At 43.3% G+C, this 20,346-nt stretch carries 14 protein-coding genes; 6 read left to right on the top strand and 8 right to left on the bottom strand.

All coding sequences use genetic code 11. The annotated features are described in order from the left end of the window. Positions 1-23: 23 nt before the first annotated feature. The 3 genes from ACFFGT_RS23790 (at position 24) to ACFFGT_RS23780 (ending at position 5,048) form a co-directional block, all read left to right on the top strand. Positions 24-356 (top strand): PadR family transcriptional regulator, encoded by a 333-nt coding sequence (locus tag ACFFGT_RS23790; protein ID WP_091209926.1) that lies wholly within the window; start codon positions 24-26, stop codon positions 354-356. A 25-nt stretch (positions 357-381) separates the two neighbouring features. After that, positions 382-2,064 carry a PspC domain-containing protein gene (locus tag ACFFGT_RS23785; protein WP_377025009.1) on the top strand — a complete coding sequence of 561 codons (1,683 nt, stop codon included), beginning with the start codon at positions 382-384 and terminating at the stop codon, positions 2,062-2,064. 536 nt (positions 2,065-2,600) lie between these two features. Further along, entirely contained in the window at positions 2,601-5,048 is a 2,448-nt protein-coding gene (locus ACFFGT_RS23780) for a TonB-dependent receptor domain-containing protein (protein WP_377025008.1), read from the top strand. Positions 5,049-5,188: 140 nt separating this feature from the next. Here ACFFGT_RS23780 and ACFFGT_RS23775 read toward each other — a convergent pair whose 3' ends face one another. Beyond that, the gene (locus tag ACFFGT_RS23775) at positions 5,189-7,696 is read right to left on the bottom strand and encodes a M14 metallopeptidase family protein (RefSeq protein WP_377025007.1); all 2,508 of its coding nucleotides are present in this window, start codon (positions 7,694-7,696) and stop codon (positions 5,189-5,191) included. Between the two features lie 297 nt (positions 7,697-7,993). Between ACFFGT_RS23775 and recQ the strand changes: the two genes are divergently transcribed. Both recQ and ACFFGT_RS23765 read left to right on the top strand, forming a co-directional pair. Beyond that, positions 7,994-10,165: a DNA helicase RecQ gene (gene recQ / locus ACFFGT_RS23770; RefSeq protein WP_377025006.1), complete on the top strand. Its 2,172-nt coding sequence runs from the start codon at positions 7,994-7,996 to the stop codon at positions 10,163-10,165. Between the two features lie 400 nt (positions 10,166-10,565). After that, positions 10,566-11,924 (top strand): UDP-N-acetylmuramoyl-tripeptide--D-alanyl-D-alanine ligase, encoded by a 1,359-nt coding sequence (locus ACFFGT_RS23765; RefSeq protein ID WP_377025005.1) that lies wholly within the window; start codon positions 10,566-10,568, stop codon positions 11,922-11,924. Positions 11,925-12,045: 121 nt separating this feature from the next. Here ACFFGT_RS23765 and ACFFGT_RS23760 read toward each other — a convergent pair whose 3' ends face one another. The 5 genes from ACFFGT_RS23760 to ACFFGT_RS23740 form a co-directional block, all read right to left on the bottom strand. After that, entirely contained in the window at positions 12,046-14,406 is a 2,361-nt protein-coding gene (locus ACFFGT_RS23760) for an ABC transporter permease (RefSeq protein ID WP_377025004.1), read from the bottom strand. A gap of 319 nt (positions 14,407-14,725) precedes the next feature. Then, positions 14,726-17,095 carry an ABC transporter permease gene (locus tag ACFFGT_RS23755; protein WP_377025003.1) on the bottom strand — a complete coding sequence of 790 codons (2,370 nt, stop codon included), beginning with the start codon at positions 17,093-17,095 and terminating at the stop codon, positions 14,726-14,728. Positions 17,096-17,304: 209 nt separating this feature from the next. Beyond that, entirely contained in the window at positions 17,305-17,580 is a 276-nt protein-coding gene (locus ACFFGT_RS23750; RefSeq protein WP_377025002.1) for a hypothetical protein, read from the bottom strand. 4 nt (positions 17,581-17,584) lie between these two features. After that, a complete protein-coding gene (locus tag ACFFGT_RS23745) occupies positions 17,585-18,376 on the bottom strand; it encodes an SDR family NAD(P)-dependent oxidoreductase (RefSeq protein WP_377025001.1) in 792 nt (263 codons plus the stop codon). Continuing rightward, positions 18,373-19,359, bottom strand: coding sequence for an NAD-dependent epimerase/dehydratase family protein (locus tag ACFFGT_RS23740; protein ID WP_377025000.1), 987 nt, complete (start codon positions 19,357-19,359; stop codon positions 18,373-18,375). The genes ACFFGT_RS23745 and ACFFGT_RS23740 overlap by 4 nt, the downstream gene beginning before the upstream one ends. A gap of 80 nt (positions 19,360-19,439) precedes the next feature. Between ACFFGT_RS23740 and ACFFGT_RS23735 the strand changes: the two genes are divergently transcribed. Further along, complete coding sequence (locus ACFFGT_RS23735) at positions 19,440-19,853, top strand: TM2 domain-containing protein (protein ID WP_377024999.1); 414 nt, start codon at positions 19,440-19,442, stop codon at positions 19,851-19,853. Positions 19,854-19,861: 8 nt separating this feature from the next. Here the strand turns inward: ACFFGT_RS23735 and ACFFGT_RS23730 are convergent, their stop codons facing one another. Together ACFFGT_RS23730 and ACFFGT_RS23725 are read right to left on the bottom strand one after the other, a co-directional pair. Beyond that, positions 19,862-20,023, bottom strand: coding sequence for a Txe/YoeB family addiction module toxin (locus tag ACFFGT_RS23730; RefSeq protein ID WP_377025020.1), 162 nt, complete (start codon positions 20,021-20,023; stop codon positions 19,862-19,864). Between the two features lie 91 nt (positions 20,024-20,114). Then, entirely contained in the window at positions 20,115-20,312 is a 198-nt protein-coding gene (locus ACFFGT_RS23725; protein ID WP_377024998.1) for a DUF2683 family protein, read from the bottom strand. Positions 20,313-20,346: the final 34 nt, after the last annotated feature.

Below are 20,346 nucleotides of genomic sequence, written 5' to 3'. Positions count from 1 at the left end.
TCTAAAACATATATCTTTGTATTATGATCGTCGAAAACACCCAAACCCAAATGAGGAAAGGCATACTGGAGTATTGCATTCTCTCTATCATAGCAAAGGGCGAAACATATGCATCAGACATAATTGCTGAACTTAAGAAAGCCCAACTGCTTGTAGTTGAGGGTACTCTGTATCCTCTTTTAACCCGTTTAAAAAACAATGGCCTGCTCACCTATAACTGGGTGGAGTCAATTTCCGGGCCGCCCCGAAAGTACTATGTGCTCTCGGACGAAGGCCGCGCAGTACTTGAACAATTAGATAAAACCTGGCAGGAGCTGGTATTTGCTGTTCAAACAGCTATCGGAGAAAGAAAATAGAAAAACCTACAAATTCACTATAATCATGAACAAAACAATTATCATAAATATAAACGGCATGGTTTTTCATATTGAAGAAGATGCCTACGAAGTGCTGAAGAACTATATGACGGATGTAAAGCGTCATTTTTCTACTTCGGCCGATAGCCTGGAGATCACAACCGACATTGAAAACCGCATTGCCGAAATGTTTAACGAGATCCTGGCACGCGATGCCAAACAAGTTATTGTTGAGGCTGATGTTAAGGAGGTTACTGAGCAAATGGGCAGTGTGCAGGATTTTGAAACTGCAGAAACCGATGCCAAAAGCACAGGCGGCAATCCGTTTGAATATAATACCGAACGCCGCAGGCTTTTCCGCGATCCTGATGATCATCTTGTAAGCGGTGTATGCGCAGGTATTGCTAATTATTTTGATATTAACCCGGCCTGGGTACGGCTAACCTTTGTTATCCTGGTGCCTTTTGCCGCAATGGGCCTTATTATATATAGTATATTATGGATGGTGGTGCCCAAAGCCATTACCCGTGCCGACCGCATGGCCATGAAGGGCGAAAAGCAGGACCTGAAAGGTTTTAAAAAGAATTTTGAAGAAGAGTTAAGCACCGTACGTGAAAACCTTCAAAACTTTAAACACGAAGCCAAACCTTTTATTTACCAGGTGCGCGACCTCATCAGCGATATTTTTGAACACCTTGGCGCCTTTTTAAAAGGCACCGGCAGTTTACTTGCTAAACTACTGGCTGCAGCTGTTTTACTAACCTGCCTCGGCCTTACCATAGCGCTCATCGTTTCGCTTATCGCTTTATTTGCAGCAGGTAACATGGGCATCTATAACCTGTTCCCTTTCAATATAGCTAACCACCAGGCTAACGGCATATTTATGATAAGCGGCTTTTTGGTACTAACCATACCTTTATTAGCTATCATTTTATCAACAATCGGCTTCCTGTTTAAAAAAGCTTCATTTAACCGTTCAATCGGTACTACCTTATTATGTATCTGGCTGGCTTCATTAGGGGCGGTTTCTTACTACGGCGTAAAAACTGCCGCCGGCTTTCGCGAAGGTGGTAAATTCACGCAAACCATTAAGCTTAAGCCAACAGCTAATAATACCTATTATCTGCAGCTGAACGATACCAAGTATTTAAGTAACGAGGATAGTACCCGACTTAAAATAAATGAGCGCTTTAAAGGTATGATCATTTTAGATGATGACTTTAACGGCGATGACATGCCAAATCATAACGTTACCATCGATATTGAAAAAAGCGACGTGCCACAGCCTGTATTGATCGAAACTTTCAGCGCACGCGGCACCAACCTGGAGGAGGCGCTGATCAACGCACGCAGTGCGGCTTACCGTTTTGAGCAAAAAGATTCGGTATTGAATTTTGACCGTCACCTGGAAATGCCCCAGGGCTTTTTATGGCGCGGACAGGAATTGCACCTTACCCTAAAAGTACCGCTTAACGCTAAAATCATTATTGATCAAAAGCTCGACCGCAATATCAACTTTAATATATACGACTGCAAAGATCAGGGTAACAACAATAACGGTATCACTACCGCCACCTATATTATGACTGCAAACGGCCTGGAATGCAAAACCGATACCAGCAATATAACTGCCGACAAGATCATGGAAAAGATAAAAGCATCAAAAGACGCAGGAGTGCCTGATACAACCAATGCACCGGAACATTAAAAACCAACTGCCTGTGAAAGCCATTTTTAAATATATAAGCCTGCTAATTTTTAGCGGGCTTATTATACCTTTTTACTTTCTGTTTCAAACAAACGGCAAATCGCTTTTAAACAGCAGGATAAATAATGCCGGGACAAGCATTCCTGGTAAAAATGAAATGCCAATTACCTTCCGGATTATTAAGGATCTGGCAAAAAATTTAATGCCTGCATTAAAAAGTGAAAATAATCTGTAACCTACACCCCTGTTTTTGCATCTTAATGTAAAAGCAACACAATTACCATTTCCGGGTAATCCGGCAATATAAATTTAATAAACTTTAAAAAATGGCTTAAAGGCCAGGTGGGATTGCTTTGCCTAATTTTTAAATCAAAAAACAGGAACACTATGAAAACAATCGCCTATATCTCATAACTACTAAACACCAAACGCCGGAAAAACACGCCGGAAACTAAAAAAGCTTATTTACAAATTTTAAAAAAGAAGCAATTCTTTTAATGGCATTGTATTGCCCTTAATTCTAAACAACTCCAAAAATGAAAACTATCATACACAACATATTTTATACACTGCTGCTTGTTGCTATCAGCTGCAGTGTATCCTTTGCCCAGCAGGCCGCACCTGCCGCCAAGGTATCCGGGGCCTTACTCAACGAACAGGGCAAACCACTTGATTACGCCTCAGTAAGCCTTTTACGCGCAGCCGACTCAACCGTAGTTAAAGGTGCGCTCAGTAACGATGCCGGTGTTTATGTTTTTACCAACATTAAAGCAGGCAATTATATTATTAAAGCCACCGTGGTTGGATATCAAAAGGCAGTGAGCAAAAGCTTTACTGTGCCTGCCAATTCATCGCAGGTTACAGCACCAGCTTTAAATATGCATGCCGGCAGTACTGAGTTAAAGGCCGTTACCATTACCGCCACAAAACCCCTTATTGAGCGCAAGATTGACCGCACAGTAATGAACGTTGAAAACAGCGTACTGGCAGCAGGAAATACCGCCATGGAAATTTTAGAACGCGCGCCCGGCGTTACTGTTGATAAAGACGATAACATCAGCCTGAAAGGCAAACAGGGCGTAACCGTAATGATCAATGATAAGTTAACCTATCTTACTGCTGCACAACTGGCTACTTTGTTACGTTCAACCGATGGCAATACTATTAAATCTATCGAGATCATTACTAACCCATCGGCAAAATATGATGCGGCGGGTAATTCAGGGATCATCAACATCAAATTAAAAAAGAATACGCAATCGGGCACAAACGGCAGCCTTACCGTGGGCGGGGCAAAAAGCCAGTACTGGCGCGATAACAGCAGCCTTAACCTTAATCACAAACAGGGCAACCTCAATGTATTTACTTCGTTAAGCAGGGGCGATAACAAACGCGACCACGATATTGGCATCAACCGGATCATTACCGATACGCTTGGCAACAAAACTTATTTCAACCAAAAATCAAGCTTGCCAAGTGTCAACCATTATAATAACTATCGTTTAGGTGCCGACTATGACCTAACCCCAAAACATACTATCGGTTTTGTGGTGAGTGGTTATTCAAACAGTGAAAAGGCCCTTAATGATAACAGAACCATCATCGGTAAACAATTTGGAGTGGCCGATTCATCATTGCATACTACTTCGGATATCAGACAAACCTATAAAAACTTCGCCCTTAATCTTAACGACAGGTTGAAGCTTGATACCAGCGGCCAGGAACTGAGCATTGATTTGGATTATTCTAAATTCAAGAATAACTCAAATGCCATGTATAATACTGATTATTTTTTGCCGGATGGAAGCGTACAGCATGCACCGCAGATGCTCCGTAACCAAAGCCCATCAACCATAAGCATTTATACCGGCAAAGCCGATTATACCAAACCACTTACCAAAACCATTAAGCTGGAAGCAGGCGTGAAATTCAGCAGCGTTAAAACTGATAACGACCTGCAGGCCCAGATCTATGATAACGGGGCATACCGAAATGACACCACCCGTACCAACCGTTTTATTTACGACGAAAAAATTAGCGCCGGGTACTTAAACCTGAACAAGCAATTCAAAAAATTCTCGGTGCAATTAGGTTTACGTGCCGAGCAAACCCGGTCGACCGGTAACCTGATCGGCAGCACCCCGGTTAAGAGGAGTTATTTAAACCTGTTCCCAAGCGTATTCATTAACCAAACCCTTAATGATAAAAATGAGGTAAGCTTTTCATACAGCCGCCGTATCGACCGTCCTGGCTATGACGATCTGAACCCTTTCATTTATTACCTTGATCCATACACCTATTCGCAAGGTAACGCGTTCCTGAACCCGCAATACACTCAAAATTTTGAACTTAACTACACCTATAATAAAACCATCAACGTAAGCCTTGGCTACAGCCATACTACCGATGCTATCACCGAACTGATATTAACCGAAGGTAAACGCTCGTTCGAAACACACCAGAACCTGCAGACCCAAACAGGTTACAATATCAATATCAACACCCCGTTCACCATTACCAAATGGTGGGAAGGCAATGTTAACGCAACCGCGTTTTACCTGGGCTTTAAATCAGATACCCTTGCCGGACAGAAATTTAACGATGGGCAATGGGCATTCCAGGGCCGTACAACACAAACATTCAAATTTGCCGGCTACCGCTTTGAAGTAACGGGCGATTATCAATCGGCATTAACTTACGGCATTTACAAGATCAGGCCGCGTTACTCAGTAGATATGGGTGTCAGCAAATCATTCATGGAAAAGAAATTTAACATCAAAGCTTCATGCGATGACATCTTCAACATCCGCCGTAATGATTTAAGCAGCCAGGTGGTAAACAATAACTTTACCATCAAACAAAAGAATGATACCCGCGTAATGCGCCTCACTTTTACTTATAACTTCGGCAACAACTCCATCAAAATGCGCGAACACCGCAGCGGCGCCGATGACGAAAAAGGCAGGGTGAAGGGGAATAATTAATTAGCCCCCCAACCCCCTAAAGGGGGAGCTTTCGATTAGCATGTTGCAATGAATACAAAAGGCCTGATTCCAAATGGAACCAGGCCTTTTAATTATGAAAGCGATGTAGCTGCTCCCCCTTTAGGGGGCAAGGGGGGCAATTACTGCCCTACCATAAATACTGCGTTACTGAACAACAGCTTGCCGTTTTCCCAGAAACTGCGGAACAGCGGGTCATCAACCATATAAACTACCGAACCGCGGCCCATAGGCTGTACGCCAAGCAGCAAACCGTTGGTGATCTTCTTTTTTGATTCGGCGCCTACAAAGCCTGATACATAACCATCTTTTTTAATAGTGCCTACGTTCCAGCCATCATCGCCGGCAAAAAGATCATAGATATCGTCATTTAATTTTAACGAATAATAATAATCCGGCAAACCGAAACCAAGCGGATGGGTATTATCAAGGTTCAGCTTATAAATAGCGCCGGGGATAGATTCACTAAGCGCTAAGCGGTCGCGGTCGCCATAAAGCTTAACTATCTTATCCTTGTCCTTTTCTTTATCCTTGTCTTCTTTTTTCTCTTCCTTGTGTTTAATCAGGAAGCCCTTTTTATCAACCAATAAGGATACGGCGTTGTCAATCGCTATCAGCTTGCCACCGTCGCGGATCCAGTTCTGTAATTTATCCGAAGGAAAATCCTCATAACGGCCATCAGGACAAACCACCACATCAAAATCACCTAATTTGGTGCGGCCTAAATCCTGGTACCTTATTAAAGTAATGGGGTAACCTATTTGCGCTTCAAACAAATGCCAAACCTCACCCATGGCTTCAGAGTTTATACCATCGCCGGCAATTAAAGCAATTTTGGGTTGATGGATATACCTTACCGCATCCGAACCGATATCCGAACCTTTATCAACAAAACCTGTTGAAATTGGGGTGATCTCCTGGTTAAGTGATGCTGCCGTTTGCGTAACAACCTGGTCAAAATCGGCCTGGTCATTACCGGCACGGGTAACTATTAACGAACCTGCTGTAAACTGTTTACCTCCTGCTTCAAATGGTTTTTCGGCATAGCGTACTTTGATCTTCTTTTTAAGCAAAGCTGCCAGGAATTTGACATCATTAACCGATTGCCATGCCGATACATAAGCATAGGCATGCGTATTTACCAGGGGCTTAGGCTCGGCTACACTCCACTCGGCACTGGCTGGCTTAAAGGATTCCTTTAAGCCGTAAGCCTTTAAACCATATGCATATGGAAGCGACCATGCCGTAATATCATAAGTATTGGAGTCGGGGATAAATGTTTTGGGCTCCAGCAGCACATGCAGCAATACCGCTTTAGGCTGATAGGCATTAATTACCAGGTCATTGGCGCCCACATTATATTGCTCTGTTTTTTGGGTAACATAATTAAAGCCTAAAACTGCTTTATTAGCTAAACCAAAACCATACTGAATGCCATTGCGGCTCAGCATTTTTGCCAGCGCATTAATTTTATTGTTGTTATCGTTTTTGATAACGTAAGTTTTATAATCGCCCGGAGGGTTAGCGCGGCTGTTATCAAAAAACTTTTTGTATTCATCCAATAACTTTTGAGTATTCAACGAGGCTATTTCAAGCGTGCTTAAACTTGTTGAATGGTGATGGGCTACACGCTGCACTAAAGTAAGGGTATCACCGCTGCGGGTAACCACGGCCAAGCCTGCACTAATGCCGCCCTGCTCATACGTCATGCCGATGGAGCCGTTATATAAAGGATAGGTATCGCCATAAGATGGATACAACAAATCGAACTCATATTTGGTAAAATACATCCAGCCGTTTTGATCAAAATATTTGGCGTTGTTTTTACCAATGGTGATCTGAAACTGGCGCTGCCATGCGGTAATATCTTTATGATATGGTTCGGCGGCAGGGGCAAAATAATATGGCGCATTATAACCCTGCTCATGGTAATCAACATGTACCTGCGGCAGCCATTGGTTGTACAGCCCTACACGTGCCTGGGTTTCTTTTTGCTGCTGCCAGGCCCAGTCGCGGTTAAGGTCAAAGTAAAAGTGGTTCACCCTGCCGCCCGGCCATGGTTCAGCATGCTCACGCGATGTTGGGCTGGCATCGGGCGCAGCGCCAACTACCGAATTATAGAAATTCACATAACGGTCGCGCCCGTCGGGGTTTAAACATGGGTCGATAACAACTACCATATTTTTTAGCCAGGCTTTGGTAGCGGTATTTTCCGGATCAACCATGTCAAACAAAGTCCACATGGCAGCCTCACTTGATGCAGGTTCATTGCCGTGCACATTATAGCTTAGCCAGGTAACAACCGGCATGGCAGTGCTGCCGCCGCCGCTTTCAATCCCGGCCAGTTTAAGGTTATTATGACGAATCTCTTCCAGCCTGCCAATATTCTCGTCAGATGCTATAAACATAGCCAGCAATGGCCTGCCCTCATTGGTAGTACCAAACTGCTGCAGCTTTACATTTTTGGATGCCGATGCTACGTATTTAAAATATTCAACAATGCGGTAATGTGGCGTAAAATGCTCACCCAGCTTATACCCCAGGAACTCCTGCGGCGACTGAATTTTTTGCGCAAAAGTTGGGCAAAAAAAGCTTATAAATACGAAAAAGAGTAAATGTCTTTTTATCATAAATAAATAATAAATGTGTAGGAGAAAAGAGATAAGCTAATATGCATAAAATATTGGCAGATGTGCAAATTTCAAATGTGCAGATTATTTGAATGTGCAGATGTGCAGATTTCAGATTACCTGTACTACCACATATTAATGATAAGATATTTACTCATCTATCATTTGAAATTTGCACATCTGTAATTTACCCACCTATCATTTGCATATCTGCACATTTGCACATCTGTAATTTAAACTTTTTCATCTGAAATCTGCACATTTGCATATCTGCACATTTGAAGCTTATCTACAAACATGACACCTATCCAGGCCCTGCAAAAATATTTTGGTTATAGTGCCTTCAGGCATGAGCAGGAAGCTATTATTCAAAATATACTCAAAGGGCAGGATGTAATGGCGCTGATGCCTACCGGGGGCGGCAAATCGTTGTGTTACCAGCTGCCTGCAGTTTTGCTCGAAGGCCTAACCATAGTGATATCGCCGCTTATCGCCTTGATGAAAGACCAGGTGGATAGCCTTAATGTTAATGGTATCCCCGCAGCTTTCCTAAACTCCTCCTTAAATCCCGAAGAAACAAGGATCCTGGTAAACAGGCTCCGGAATAACGAGATCAAACTGCTTTACCTGGCACCCGAACGTTTGTTCAGTGCCGAAAGCAAGGAAAATAAGGAAAACAAGCTCATCCCCTTTTTAAAAACCCTGAAAGTTGCGCAGATAGCTATCGACGAGGCCCATTGTATCTCATCATGGGGGCATGATTTCAGGCCCGAATACCTGATGCTGGCCGGTTTAAAACTGGAGTTTCCGGGTGTGCCGGTCATAGCACTTACCGCTACGGCCGATAAACTCACTCAAAAAGATATCCTTGAAAAGCTGAACCTCACAAAGCCGGCAGTTTTTGTATCCTCATTTAACAGGGCAAACATCACATACCGCGTATCGCCCAAAAAGAACAGTTTTAAACAGCTCATCGCTTTTTTAAATGAGCATAAGGATGAATCGGGGATTATCTATTGTCTTTCCCGTAAGTCAACTGAAGCTTTGGCGGAAGATTTAAAAGATGAAGGCTTTTCTGCCGAGGCTTACCATGCCGGATTAACTAATGATGTGAAAGCCCGCAACCAGGAAGCTTTTTTGCGCGATGATATAAAGATCATTGTGGCTACTATAGCTTTTGGCATGGGCATCAATAAATCAAACGTGCGCTATGTGGTGCATGTCGATCTGCCTAAAAATATTGAAGGCTATTACCAGGAAACAGGCAGGGCAGGGCGCGATAGCTTACCATCCGAAGCCTTACTGCTTTACTCGCCCGGCGATGCTATGAAATTACAGGCATTTGCAAAGGTGGAGGGCAACGAACAGCAAAGTCGCATTATGCTTAACAAGCTTAATGACATGGTGAAATACTGCCAGCTGCTTTCCTGCCGCCGCCAATACCTGATGAGATATTTCGATGAGGAATTTCCGGCCAAGTGCGGCTCATGCGATGTTTGCCTTACCGAGTATAAACGTTTTGATGGCACGCTGATCGCTCAAAAAGCACTCTCGGCAGTGGCCCGGCTAAATGAGCGTTTCGGTGCCAATTATGTTATAGATTTTTTACGGGGATCAAAGAGCGATAAGATCCGCGAGGAACATAAACAGCTTAAAACCTACGGCATTGGTGCCGATATTAGCAAGGCCGACTGGCAGCACCACATCCGCGAGCTGGTAACCATGGGCTACCTGCAAACTGCGGGCGACGAATACCCGGTTTTAAAGCTTACCGCACTGAGTACGGATATTTTAAAAGGGGGACAAAAGGTTGAATTTATTGAGATAGAAAAGGTTGAAGAAGTACATCACGAAGAAAGCCTGCCATTTGAAGCCGAGCTGCTTAACCAGCTTAAGGAGGTTAGGCGCGGTATCGCTATCAATGAAAATGTGCCTGCCTATATTATAGTGTCAGACGCCACTTTGCAGGAAATGGCAACCTACCTGCCTCAAAGTTTAGATGAGCTGCGTTTGATCTCCGGCTTTGGCGACATTAAACTGGCCCGTTACGGGCGCGAACTGCTGGAGCCCGTTAAAACTTATTGCGCCGAAAAAGGCCTCGGTTCAAAAATAAAACAGAAATCGCCGAAACGGGAGCGGAAAGTAAAATCGCCTGGACAGACCAAATCTTCTTCGCGAAGCACTGATACCAAAGCCGAAACGTTTAATCTATATCGTTCCGGAAAAACCATTGCCGAAATAGCTGCCGAACGTGGGTTCACTACATCTACCATAGAAACACACCTGAGTTATTATGTGCAAAACGGGGATCTGGATATAACCGAAATAGTACCACAGCAAAAAATAGCTGCTATTTCCGATGCTGTTGAAAGTTACGGAGCAGAAAAGCTATCACCATTAAAAGAGATTTTAGGCGAGGATTATAGCTATGGCGAGATCAGGGCTGTGATAGACTGGATGAAGAGGTAGGAATAATTTAAATTTGCGTAAGACCTATGTCATTGCGAGGAGCGGGGTGGGAAAAGCCAGGGCGCGACGCGGCAATCGCATGCTACACAGAGCGGCTATACTTCCGTGCGATTGCTTCGTCTCTCAATGACATGTTGTAGAACCCAGACTTACGAAGTTTTAAAAACTTCGTAAGTCTTTAACCTTGCGCTCGTTTGCAACGAGCGCAAGGTATGTTAAAACCCATGTCATTGCAAGGAGGAACGACGAAGCAATCTCGTAGCTATTATACAGAGCGGACATGCATTGGCTACGGGATTGCCACGCTACGCTCGCAATGACATAGTTTTTTAATCTTGCACTCGCTACAAACAAACGCAAGATAATTGTACTTTTAATTTACGTTTGCCATTAAATACACATGACTACCACTACCCAACAACTTTACGATATATACCTCAAACACCCCATTATCAGCACCGATACCCGGAAGATAACACCGGGCAGTCTGTTCTTTGCCCTTAAAGGCGATAAATTTGATGCCAATACCTTTGCCCAAAAAGCAGTTGAAGCCGGCGCAGCCTACGTGGTAATTGACAACCCTGATTACAAACTGGGCGAGCAGTATTTATTGGTTGATGACGCGTTAACCGCTCTGCAGGATTTGGCCCGTCACCATCGCCGGCAGCTTAGCATTCCGGTTATTGGCCTTACCGGCACCAATGGTAAAACCACGACCAAAGAGCTGATCAATGCCGTACTGTCGCAGCATTTTAAAACCCAGGCTACGCAGGGCAACTTAAATAACCACATTGGTGTACCGCTTACCATATTAACTATTGGTGCCAGCCATGAGGTTGCGGTTATTGAAATGGGCGCCAATCATCAAAAAGAAATTGAGCTGCTTTGTAGTATCGCCCAGCCATCGCACGGCTTAATTACTAATGTGGGCAAAGCGCATTTGGAAGGTTTTGGAGGGATTGAAGGTGTGAAGAAAGGGAAAGGGGAATTGTACGACTTTATGGCGGCGCCCCCCCCGCCCCCTAAAGGGGGTGCTTATCGACATCATAGCATCACTTTCATTAATAGTGATGATACTGTTTTAATGGAGATGGCCGTGGCCCGCCGTTTACCTCATGTGGAGTATTACGGTACTGATGCTATTGATAACCTCATCAGCGGTGAACTGTTGGAGAACTCGCCATTACTTACTTTAGAGTGGACAAATAATAAAACCGGCGAAAGCCATCAGGTTAAAACCCAGCTTACCGGTACGTATAACCTGCCTAATATTTTGGTGGCTATCTGCATCGGTATATACCTGGGGCTGCCGGCTAACGAAATAAATGCCGGGATTGAAGGTTATCAACCTAAAAACAACCGTTCGCAAATTGTGCAAACGGCTACAAATACCCTCATTTGCGATTATTACAATGCCAACCCCAGCAGCATGTTTGTAGCTATTGAAAACGTGGGCAAAATTGAAGCAAAAAGAAAAGTGCTCATTTTGGGCGACATGTTTGAAATGGGGCCGGAAGCAGCTGTTGAACATGCATCGGTTATCCGCAAGGCTATGGATACCCCGGTTGATGAACGGATCTTTATCGGGAAGGATTTTTTAAGTCAGCAATCTGAAGCCGGAAACCAGGGACCGGCAACTTTTTATGAAACTGCCGAAGACGCTATTGCTGCCTTAAAAGCACAGCCTATAAGCGATTCAACCATATTGATCAAAGGATCGAGAGGTATGGCTTTGGAGCGGTTGGTTGAGTTGTTTTAAAATACAAATACAGCCTTTTGAAGCGTCATTGCTGTAAGGTACGAAGCAATCCCAAACTTTACAGGGCGGACCCGCTAATCGGGGATTGCTTCGTACCTCGCAATGACGGGATGTTGATTGACTATTCCCTCCTTAAACTATCAACCGGGTTAGCCAGCGCGGCTTTAACGGATTGAAAGCTGATCGTGACAAAGGCTATCAACACCGCAATAACCGCGGCTAATACAAAAGTTGTCCAGCTTATGCCAACGCGGTAGGCAAAAGCATCCAGCCAATGGCTCATGGCCAGCCAGGCAATTGGGAACGCCACAACAATTGCAATGAGCACCAGCTTAATAAAATCTTTGGCCAGCAGGGTAACAACGTTCCCTACTGTTGCACCCAAAACCTTCCGCACGCCAATTTCGCGGGTACGCACCTGGGCTGTGTAAGCCGCCAGGCCAAGCAGGCCAAGGCAGGAAATTAAAATGGCAATCCCTGCAAAATAGTTAAATAACGTTCCTTCCCGTTGTTCGCCCTGGTAAAGCTTATTGAAGATCTCATCCAAAAAAGTATAACTAAAAGGGAACTGGCCGTTGTACTGTTTAAACTGGATACCGGCAGCAGCAATGGCTTTCGGCACATCGTTACCCGTGGTTTTGATATAAATGGATCCATAACTATCCGGCTCATAATAAAATACCACCGGTGCAATTTTTTCGCGCATGCTGGCAAAGTGAAAATCTTTAACAACACCTATTATAGTACCATTAGTTTTACGCAGCCTGAAACGTTTGCCAATAGGATCTTTTAAGCCAATTTCTTTAACAGCCGCCTCATTCAATATAAAATGCGTACTATCACTCACCGAGCCATCAAAACTATGCCCCTCATGCATTTTTAATTTAAAGAAGGAGATAAAATCCTTATCAATTCCCTGCGGGTGCACAATAAAAGTTTGCCCAATGGCTTTGCCGTCCCAATCGTTATCGCCCGAAATACCGCCGTTGTTAACAATGTTCCCGGTTGACCGCGTTACGGCCTGAACACCCGGTTGTTTTAAAAGTTCGGCCTTAACAGCGTCATAATGACCTTTCATATCGCGCATCCAAAAACCAAATACATGGCTTTTATCATAGCCCAGATTTTTTGACCTGATATAATTAAGCTGGCTGGTTATCACAATGGTGCTGATAATCAATACTACCGAAAAGGTAAACTGTACCACTACCAGGATATTACGAAAAACCACATCGCCAATGCCGTTGGATATTTTACCTTTAAGTGCCTTTAATGGCTCAAAAGAGGACAGCAGCAATGCCGGATAAATACTGGACAATAAAAGTGTAGCTGCTATTGTTCCTGCTATCACGAGCCAAACATGATGATTGGCGATATTAAAGACCAGTTGTTTCCCTGCAATTTCATTAAACACAGGCATGGCGTTATAAATTACAAACACTGCCAAAACCGATGAAAGCACGAACAGCAAAGCGGTTTCGACTACAAACTGCATAAACAATTGTGTTTTTGCTGCGCCGATGATCTTGCGCATGCTTATTTCCTTGGCCCGAAGCATCGCCCGCGCGGTTGAAAGGTTAACGTAGTTAATACAGGCAATAATCAATATCACCAGGGCTATAATAATAAAAATGTGTACGGTGCTGATCCCACGGTCGGTACCATCGGCATTGTAAAGGTGCATTTTAGTTGCAGGCAGCAGCAGGTAATCGGCATCGGTATCTTCGGGTTTGCGTTTCAGGTGAACCTTGTTCAAATCGGCCGAGAGCTGTTTTATTGAAGTACCGGGTTTCAGCTGCAGATAAGTTTCATAATTGTAATTGCCGAAATCATGGTTCAGGTCGACTTTATAGTTGGTAAACATGTATTTGACATGAAAGCTCATCGGCATGATCATATCATAATTAATGCTTGAGTTAAGCGGAAAATCGTTAATAACACCTGATACCGTAAAGTTTTCTTTATTATCGGCCACAATGACTTTTCCCATAGCATCCGCATTTCCAAAATATCTTTTGGCTGTGCTTTTGGTGATCACTACTGAGTTATCGTTGATAAAAGGCTTTGCCTTACTACCTTCAATCAGCGGGAAATCAAAAACAGTAAACAGGGATGGATCTGCAAAACCTACCGCCTGCTCATTAAAAACTTTATCCTGGTATTTAAATAAGGAGAAAAACCAGTTATTGGTAAGGCGCACCTGGTTTTGCACGGCCGGCAATTCCTCTTTGGCCAACGGCCCCATCGGTGCCACCGTAACCTGCCAGATCTGCTTACTGGCACCTGTGCCTCCAAAAAGTTCTACCCTGTAAATATTGGATGCATTTTTATGAAAGCTATCAAAGCTAAATTCGTCCTGTACCCAAAGCAGGATCATGATCCCTATGGCGAGGCCCATCGTCAGACCGGCTATATTAATTACCGAATAAAATTTATTACGGATGAGGTTACGCCAGGCGGTTTTGATATAGTTCTTTAGCATAATAATATTGGCTTTATCAGGTAGTAAGCTAATTAAAATGATGCCAATATTTTAAACTGCTATTTATCAGAAACTTACAAAATACCAACATACTACATCGTTCATAAACGAACAATCGGTGTTCATTTATGCAACGGTGTTTTTAGAGATTAGTGGTTGGAGGTTAGAGATTGATTTGGGATTTGGAAAATATACTATTATTAATAATCTAAAAAGGTTAGTGCTACGGAAATATCCTTAAACACTAACCTTCTATATTTGCGACTGGCCCGTAATCTTCGGCCTTTATTTTCCTAAACTAACCGCTAACCTCCAACCACTAATCACCCGATCGCAAACTCTTTATTGGGTTAACACTTGCAGCTTTTACAGATTCATAACTAACCGTAAGCCAGGCAATACCTAAAGCCGCGGCTGACGCCACGAAAAATACCAGCCAGCTAACATTAATGTGATAAGCAAATCCGGATAACCAGGTATTTACAGCATACCAGGAAACCGGTAATGCTATACATATAGCTACCAGGATAAGCCTGGTTATACCTGACGATAATAGATATACCAGTTTTAAAACGGATGCACCTAATACTTTGCGTACCCCAATTTCTTTAGTACGTTGTTCGGCTATAAAAGCCGATAAGCCATATAAACCAAGGCAGGAAATGAAAATGCCGATAGCCGCAAACAGTTTAAAGATATTGCCCATCTGTTGCTCGCCGTGATAAAGGTTGGCCATTTGCTGGTCGACAAAATTAAAATTGAACGGATAGGCAGGACTGATTTCCTTACTTATTTTTTCCAAAGCTTCAATAGTTGCCGTGGTGGTTCCGGGTTTGGTGCGGATAACAACCGTGCCGCCACCTCCAGTTAAAGAAATGATCAATGGCTCGATAGCCGACTGGGCCGGTTTAAAATTAAAATCTTTAACCACCCCAATAATAACACTTGGTTTGTTATGCAATGTCATCGGCTTTCCTATCGCTGCCGCGGGATCGGTAAAGCCCATCGAACTCAGTAATTTTTGGTTAATGACACAATTATTCGAGTCGGTTTTGATGGACTCAGCAAAGAAGCGGCCAGCCAGTAATTTTAATCCGAATAAGCGGGCAAAGCTTTCACTCACATACATTGCCGGAGTCGGAAAACCTTGTGTTTTGGGATCTTTACCCGGCCATGAGGCGTTTGCGCCGGCCCCGATATCGATGGGAAGCTCGCTTGTGACAGCAAAATCACTGGTGAGCGGATTTCGTTGCAGCTCGCTTCTCAATAGCGCCTCTTTATTTTCCATATCCCCGTTCATTTCCATATATAAAAGGCTGGATTTATTAAAGCCGGGGTTCCTTTCTTTTACAAACTTGAGTTGTTGGTAAATAACCACTGTACCTATCAGCAACACAACCGAAACTACAAATTGGGCTACCACCAAAGTATGGCGGAAAAATAAATTGCCCCCCATTGATTTAACATTTCCCTTAAGCACTTTAACCGGGTTAAAGCCGGATAAGAACAGAGCCGGATAACTGCCCGATACCACCCCGGTTAATAAGGCAATGCCCAATAGACCAAGCCAAAGCTTCGCATCGGCAAAGTTAACGGCGAGCTGCTTACCAACCAGCTGATTAAACATCGGCAGCACTAAAATCACTATCCAGAGTGCCAGTAACAATGATATAAAAGCAATGAATACGGCTTCACTTAAAAACTGCAATATCAATTGAAACCTTTGCGCTCCGGCTACTTTCCGCAAACCAATTTCTTTGGCCCTTCGGGCCGAACGTGCCGTAGCCAAATTCATAAAATTGATACAGGCAACTGCAAGTATTAAAATGGCTACAATAAAAAACATCTTTAAGTACAGCGCATTACCATGCCCGGGCATATCCATCTCTATTGCCGGGGCCATGTGAATTTGAGTAATGGGCTGAAGATGGAACGCACTTTTCATTTGCGGCTCGTGCTTATGATAGATCTGAAAAATCTGGGTTTCCAGCTTTTTTAAATTGGCAGGGCTTGGATCAAAACTTTCATCCAACTGAACATAGGTATGGAAGTAGGGCGCTTCCCATTGATATTTTTCTACTTTGGGATTAGCCTTATATAAGGCTGCCGTTGGCATAACAAAATCGAACTGTAAATGTGAGGTAACCGGAGTGTTGGCTAAAACCCCGGTCACCATTACATTTTCGCTATTGTCTTTTCGTAAAAACTTACCAACAGGGTTTTGATTGCCAAAATATTTCGTGGCCGTTGCCTCGGTTATTAAAACGCCGTCTATCTGCTTTAAGGCTTCAGTACGATCGCCCTTTACAAGCGGGAATGAAGATACGTCCAGAAAATTCGGATCGGCATAAAGCACCCGGTCTTCTACAAACCTTTTATCGTTGGCTTCAAACAGGTAACTATTCGGACTTATACGTACCGTATTTTTAATAGCCGGCAATTGTACTTTTGCGGAGGCCGCCATTGCTGTGGGAGTACCGGCCATGGTTAAGCCATCAACATCCCAGTTTATGCGGTATAGTTGCGCCGCATTTTTATGAAATTTATCATAGCTTAGTTCATTTTGTACCCAAAGCAATATCAGGATACTTGCTGCCAGGCCAATGGCTAAACCGAAAATATTAATAATGGAGTAGACTTTGTCCTTAATTAAATTACGATAGGCAAGTTTAAAGTAAATTCTGATCATGGTTATGTAGGTTTAAAGGTTTACTAACAGAGGGCCTGCATAATATCGCTTTAAATTTCGTGCCATGATATAAATTACTAACAATGAACCTATTGAAAATCAAGACAAAATAATATTGTTCGGAAACGTTACAGCAGGTGTGCGGCTTTAAACGCCCAACTTATTCTGAAAATAGCTATTAAAATTGATTGACAGGAGCCGGAAGGCGATCAACCTTCAAAAACAGGAGTTATGATATTATGGTTCACCAGGATCCGCATCAGCATATCAACCGAAAAATCACGTGTAATATCAATACTGATAAAATCCCTTTCGCCATTCTTAACCTCGCAGGCGTCCCTGTCAAAATATAAAACCAATCCACGCATACTACCCGATATAATAACAATCCGTTCGTTATTGATCAGTTTAAAACTATTGCGGGTACGCTTAAAAAAGCTGCACAAGTTTTTAATATGCCGATAGGTCATTAATGAAATGATCATACTGTCAGCTTTTAATAATGGTGGCCAATCGCTGCCTGATAATGATATCTTTAATACCTGCAGGCAATAAACCGTTTAATAAAACAAGTACCCTGTTTATCCAACCGGGAATAATCTCTTTTTTTCCCTTCAGCAAACCATCCACTGCTATACGTGCTACGTGCCCGGGCTCCATAATGGTTGCCTTTGATATGCCCTTAAGTTTATTATTTATTACCAGCAGTTCGGGCTTGGTGTTGATGCCTCCGGGACTAAGCAGGCTGATCTTTACATTTGAGCCATGAAGCTCCAGCTGCAGGCATTTGGTAAAATACCTGATGAATGATTTGGTTGCGCCATAAACCTGCTTTTTAGGCACCACAAATAAGCCGCCCAAACTGCCTACATTTAATATATATGAAGTAGCAACAGCATCGGCCTGGGCCAGGAACAAGCGTGTAAGGAGCACAGGTGTAATCACGTTCAGTTCAATTTGCTTTTTGTAAAACCCAATGTTCAAATCTTCAAACCACGACCAGTTACCTAAACCCGCATTATTGATAAGCAGGTGCGCCGTAATTTGCTCATGACTAAGGTAATCAAAAATTGCCGGGTAACTTTCAGCAAGGGTTAAATCAATTTCCAGATAATTTACTTTAACCTCAAAATTTTTGCGGATAAAGGAGGCCAGCTCAGGCAGGCCTGATGCAGGCAGTGAAACCAGCACCAGGTTTATATGGCGCGATGCCAGTTCAATGGCAAATGATTTACCCAGTCCCTCACTTGCACCGGTAATGATAGCGGTTTGGTTCGTCATACGCCGGCTTGTTTAAGGTAGTTAACTGTTTTGTGCATCCCTTCGGTAAAAGGGGTTATCCGGTAACCCAGTTGGCTTATAGCCTTACTGCTGCTGTATTTTTGATCGTACTTTAAACGTTCGGCAAATTCCGGTAAAAAGAAGGGGCGCAAACCGGTAAGCTGTGTTTTCAGCTTTTCGAGATGACTGTAAAATTCAATTGCTTTTAAAGGCAGGTGAATGAGCCGTTGCTGCTTTCCGGATACCTGGTGCACGGTATTGAAAAAATCATTAAAACTGATGTCCTCGCCGCCTAAAATATAACGCTCGCCGCTGACCCCATGATTCATAGCAGCCATGTGCCCGTCAACCACATCACTTAAAAAGGCATAATTTGCTACCTGTTTACCGCTGCCGGGTATAAAGCGCCATTTGCCGCGCAAATAAGCCGACACCATTTTGCCAACGGTATTGCTTTCGGTAACCGGGCCTTCGCCATACACGCGTGATGGGTTTACCGTAACTACATGCAACCCTTGTTTAGTAAAACTTTGTACTTCAAGCTCGGCCAGGTATTTAGTGCGTTCATAAGCAATAGGGAAGCCCGCTATCCGCGGGTCATTCTCGTTCATGGGGTGTTTCACGGTAGGCCCCCATACGCCGCAGGTAGAGGTGTAAACTATTTTTTTTACCCCGGCATTGGCAGCAACTTCAAGCACATTGCGGGTGCCAATAACATTGATTTCATGGTAATCATCGGGGTTACGGCACCACATTTTGGCCAGGGCAGCTGTATGGTAAACCTGTTCGCAGCCCTGCATGGCCCGGCCCAGGCTTTGCCGGTACAGGATATTGCCCGTAACCGGCTCAATATTTTTGTGCTTTATTAAATACGGATGATCGGTATTGCGGCATAATGCTTTAACATCATAGCCCTGCATAGCCAGCAATAAGGTAAGCTGCCTGCCGATAAAACCTGTTGCCCCGGTTACTAAAACTTTCATACAGGTATTACAGCTATAAACAGGTTTACCCCCATCCCTTACAGTTAATTTTTTTTAGGATAATTTAACTATTAGGTTTAATGGCAGAATTATTTAAATTTGAAATAACTATAAAACAAGCCTTACCTAAAATGAACATGTACCAGGACCCACACAGCACATTTGCCGGTTTTTCGCCCGAAGAGCTGGGGTTTTTACAGCACGCAACACCCGATCTTACCGAAAGCCAAAAAAAGTATTTTTATATGGTTTACAGCAACAAGCGTAAAAACGCACAGGATATATTGCTGTTTACCCTCCTGGGCTTTGTAGGTTTTGCAGGCATACAGCGTTTCGTTTTGGGGCAGGTTGGCATGGGCATACTTTACCTGCTAACAATCGGTTTTTGCTGGATTGGTACTATTGTCGATCTGATCAACAATAAGTCGATAACCTTGGAGTATAATAAAAATATGGCTTATGAAAGCTACCAGATGGCCAAAATGAGCAGCTAAGACTTTTATTAATAATGTCCTTTTAAGGAATGGACCTTTATCCGGCCTTCCGCTTCCAGTACTTCGTAGACTATCCGATGTTCCTGGTTTATTCGCCGGGACCATAATCCTGTAAGGTTATGCCTGAGCATTTCCGGTTTACCAATACCGTTAAATGGGTCTTGGCTTATGGCCAGAAGTAATTGTTGAATCTTTTTCTGAATGATCTTGTTCCCTGATTTTTCCAGTACTCAATATCAAGCTGAGACTCTTCAGAATAAATTATTTCCATAGATCGTCGGTCTTGATCGCCTTGTATCTTCCGGCTTCAAAATCTTCCTTGCTGCGATTTATTTTTTTTTCAAATTCAGGGTCATATGTCGATTTTTCTTCCTCAAACTGGATCTTTAAAGCTTTCATAACCGCTTTTAAAGCATCCGACTTTTCTTTATTTTCAGGATGTGCAATTAAAATTCCCATACATCAAATTTACTGTTTTATTTTTTCTTTTATT

The sequence above is a fragment of the Mucilaginibacter angelicae genome, assembly GCF_042434235.1.
Classification (GTDB): domain Bacteria; phylum Bacteroidota; class Bacteroidia; order Sphingobacteriales; family Sphingobacteriaceae; genus Mucilaginibacter; species Mucilaginibacter angelicae.
The sequence above is the reverse complement of the archived record's forward strand: the minus strand, read 5'-3'. Positions and strand labels throughout refer to the sequence as shown.

Excerpts from the sequence above, each read along its gene's own strand:
- ACFFGT_RS23790 (WP_091209926.1), top strand. The coding sequence starts at position 24 with ATGATCGTCGAAAACACCCAAACCCAAATGAGGAAAGGCATACTGGAG.
- ACFFGT_RS23785 (WP_377025009.1), top strand. The coding sequence starts at position 382 with ATGAACAAAACAATTATCATAAATATAAACGGCATGGTTTTTCATATT.
- ACFFGT_RS23780 (WP_377025008.1), top strand. The coding sequence starts at position 2,601 with ATGAAAACTATCATACACAACATATTTTATACACTGCTGCTTGTTGCT.
- ACFFGT_RS23775 (WP_377025007.1), bottom strand. The coding sequence starts at position 7,696 with ATGATAAAAAGACATTTACTCTTTTTCGTATTTATAAGCTTTTTTTGC.
- recQ (WP_377025006.1), top strand. The coding sequence starts at position 7,994 with ATGACACCTATCCAGGCCCTGCAAAAATATTTTGGTTATAGTGCCTTC.
- ACFFGT_RS23765 (WP_377025005.1), top strand. The coding sequence starts at position 10,566 with ATGACTACCACTACCCAACAACTTTACGATATATACCTCAAACACCCC.
- ACFFGT_RS23760 (WP_377025004.1), bottom strand. The coding sequence starts at position 14,406 with ATGCTAAAGAACTATATCAAAACCGCCTGGCGTAACCTCATCCGTAAT.
- ACFFGT_RS23755 (WP_377025003.1), bottom strand. The coding sequence starts at position 17,095 with ATGATCAGAATTTACTTTAAACTTGCCTATCGTAATTTAATTAAGGAC.
- ACFFGT_RS23750 (WP_377025002.1), bottom strand. The coding sequence starts at position 17,580 with ATGATCATTTCATTAATGACCTATCGGCATATTAAAAACTTGTGCAGC.
- ACFFGT_RS23745 (WP_377025001.1), bottom strand. The coding sequence starts at position 18,376 with ATGACGAACCAAACCGCTATCATTACCGGTGCAAGTGAGGGACTGGGT.
- ACFFGT_RS23740 (WP_377025000.1), bottom strand. The coding sequence starts at position 19,359 with ATGAAAGTTTTAGTAACCGGGGCAACAGGTTTTATCGGCAGGCAGCTT.
- ACFFGT_RS23735 (WP_377024999.1), top strand. The coding sequence starts at position 19,440 with ATGGCAGAATTATTTAAATTTGAAATAACTATAAAACAAGCCTTACCT.
- ACFFGT_RS23725 (WP_377024998.1), bottom strand. The coding sequence starts at position 20,312 with ATGGGAATTTTAATTGCACATCCTGAAAATAAAGAAAAGTCGGATGCT.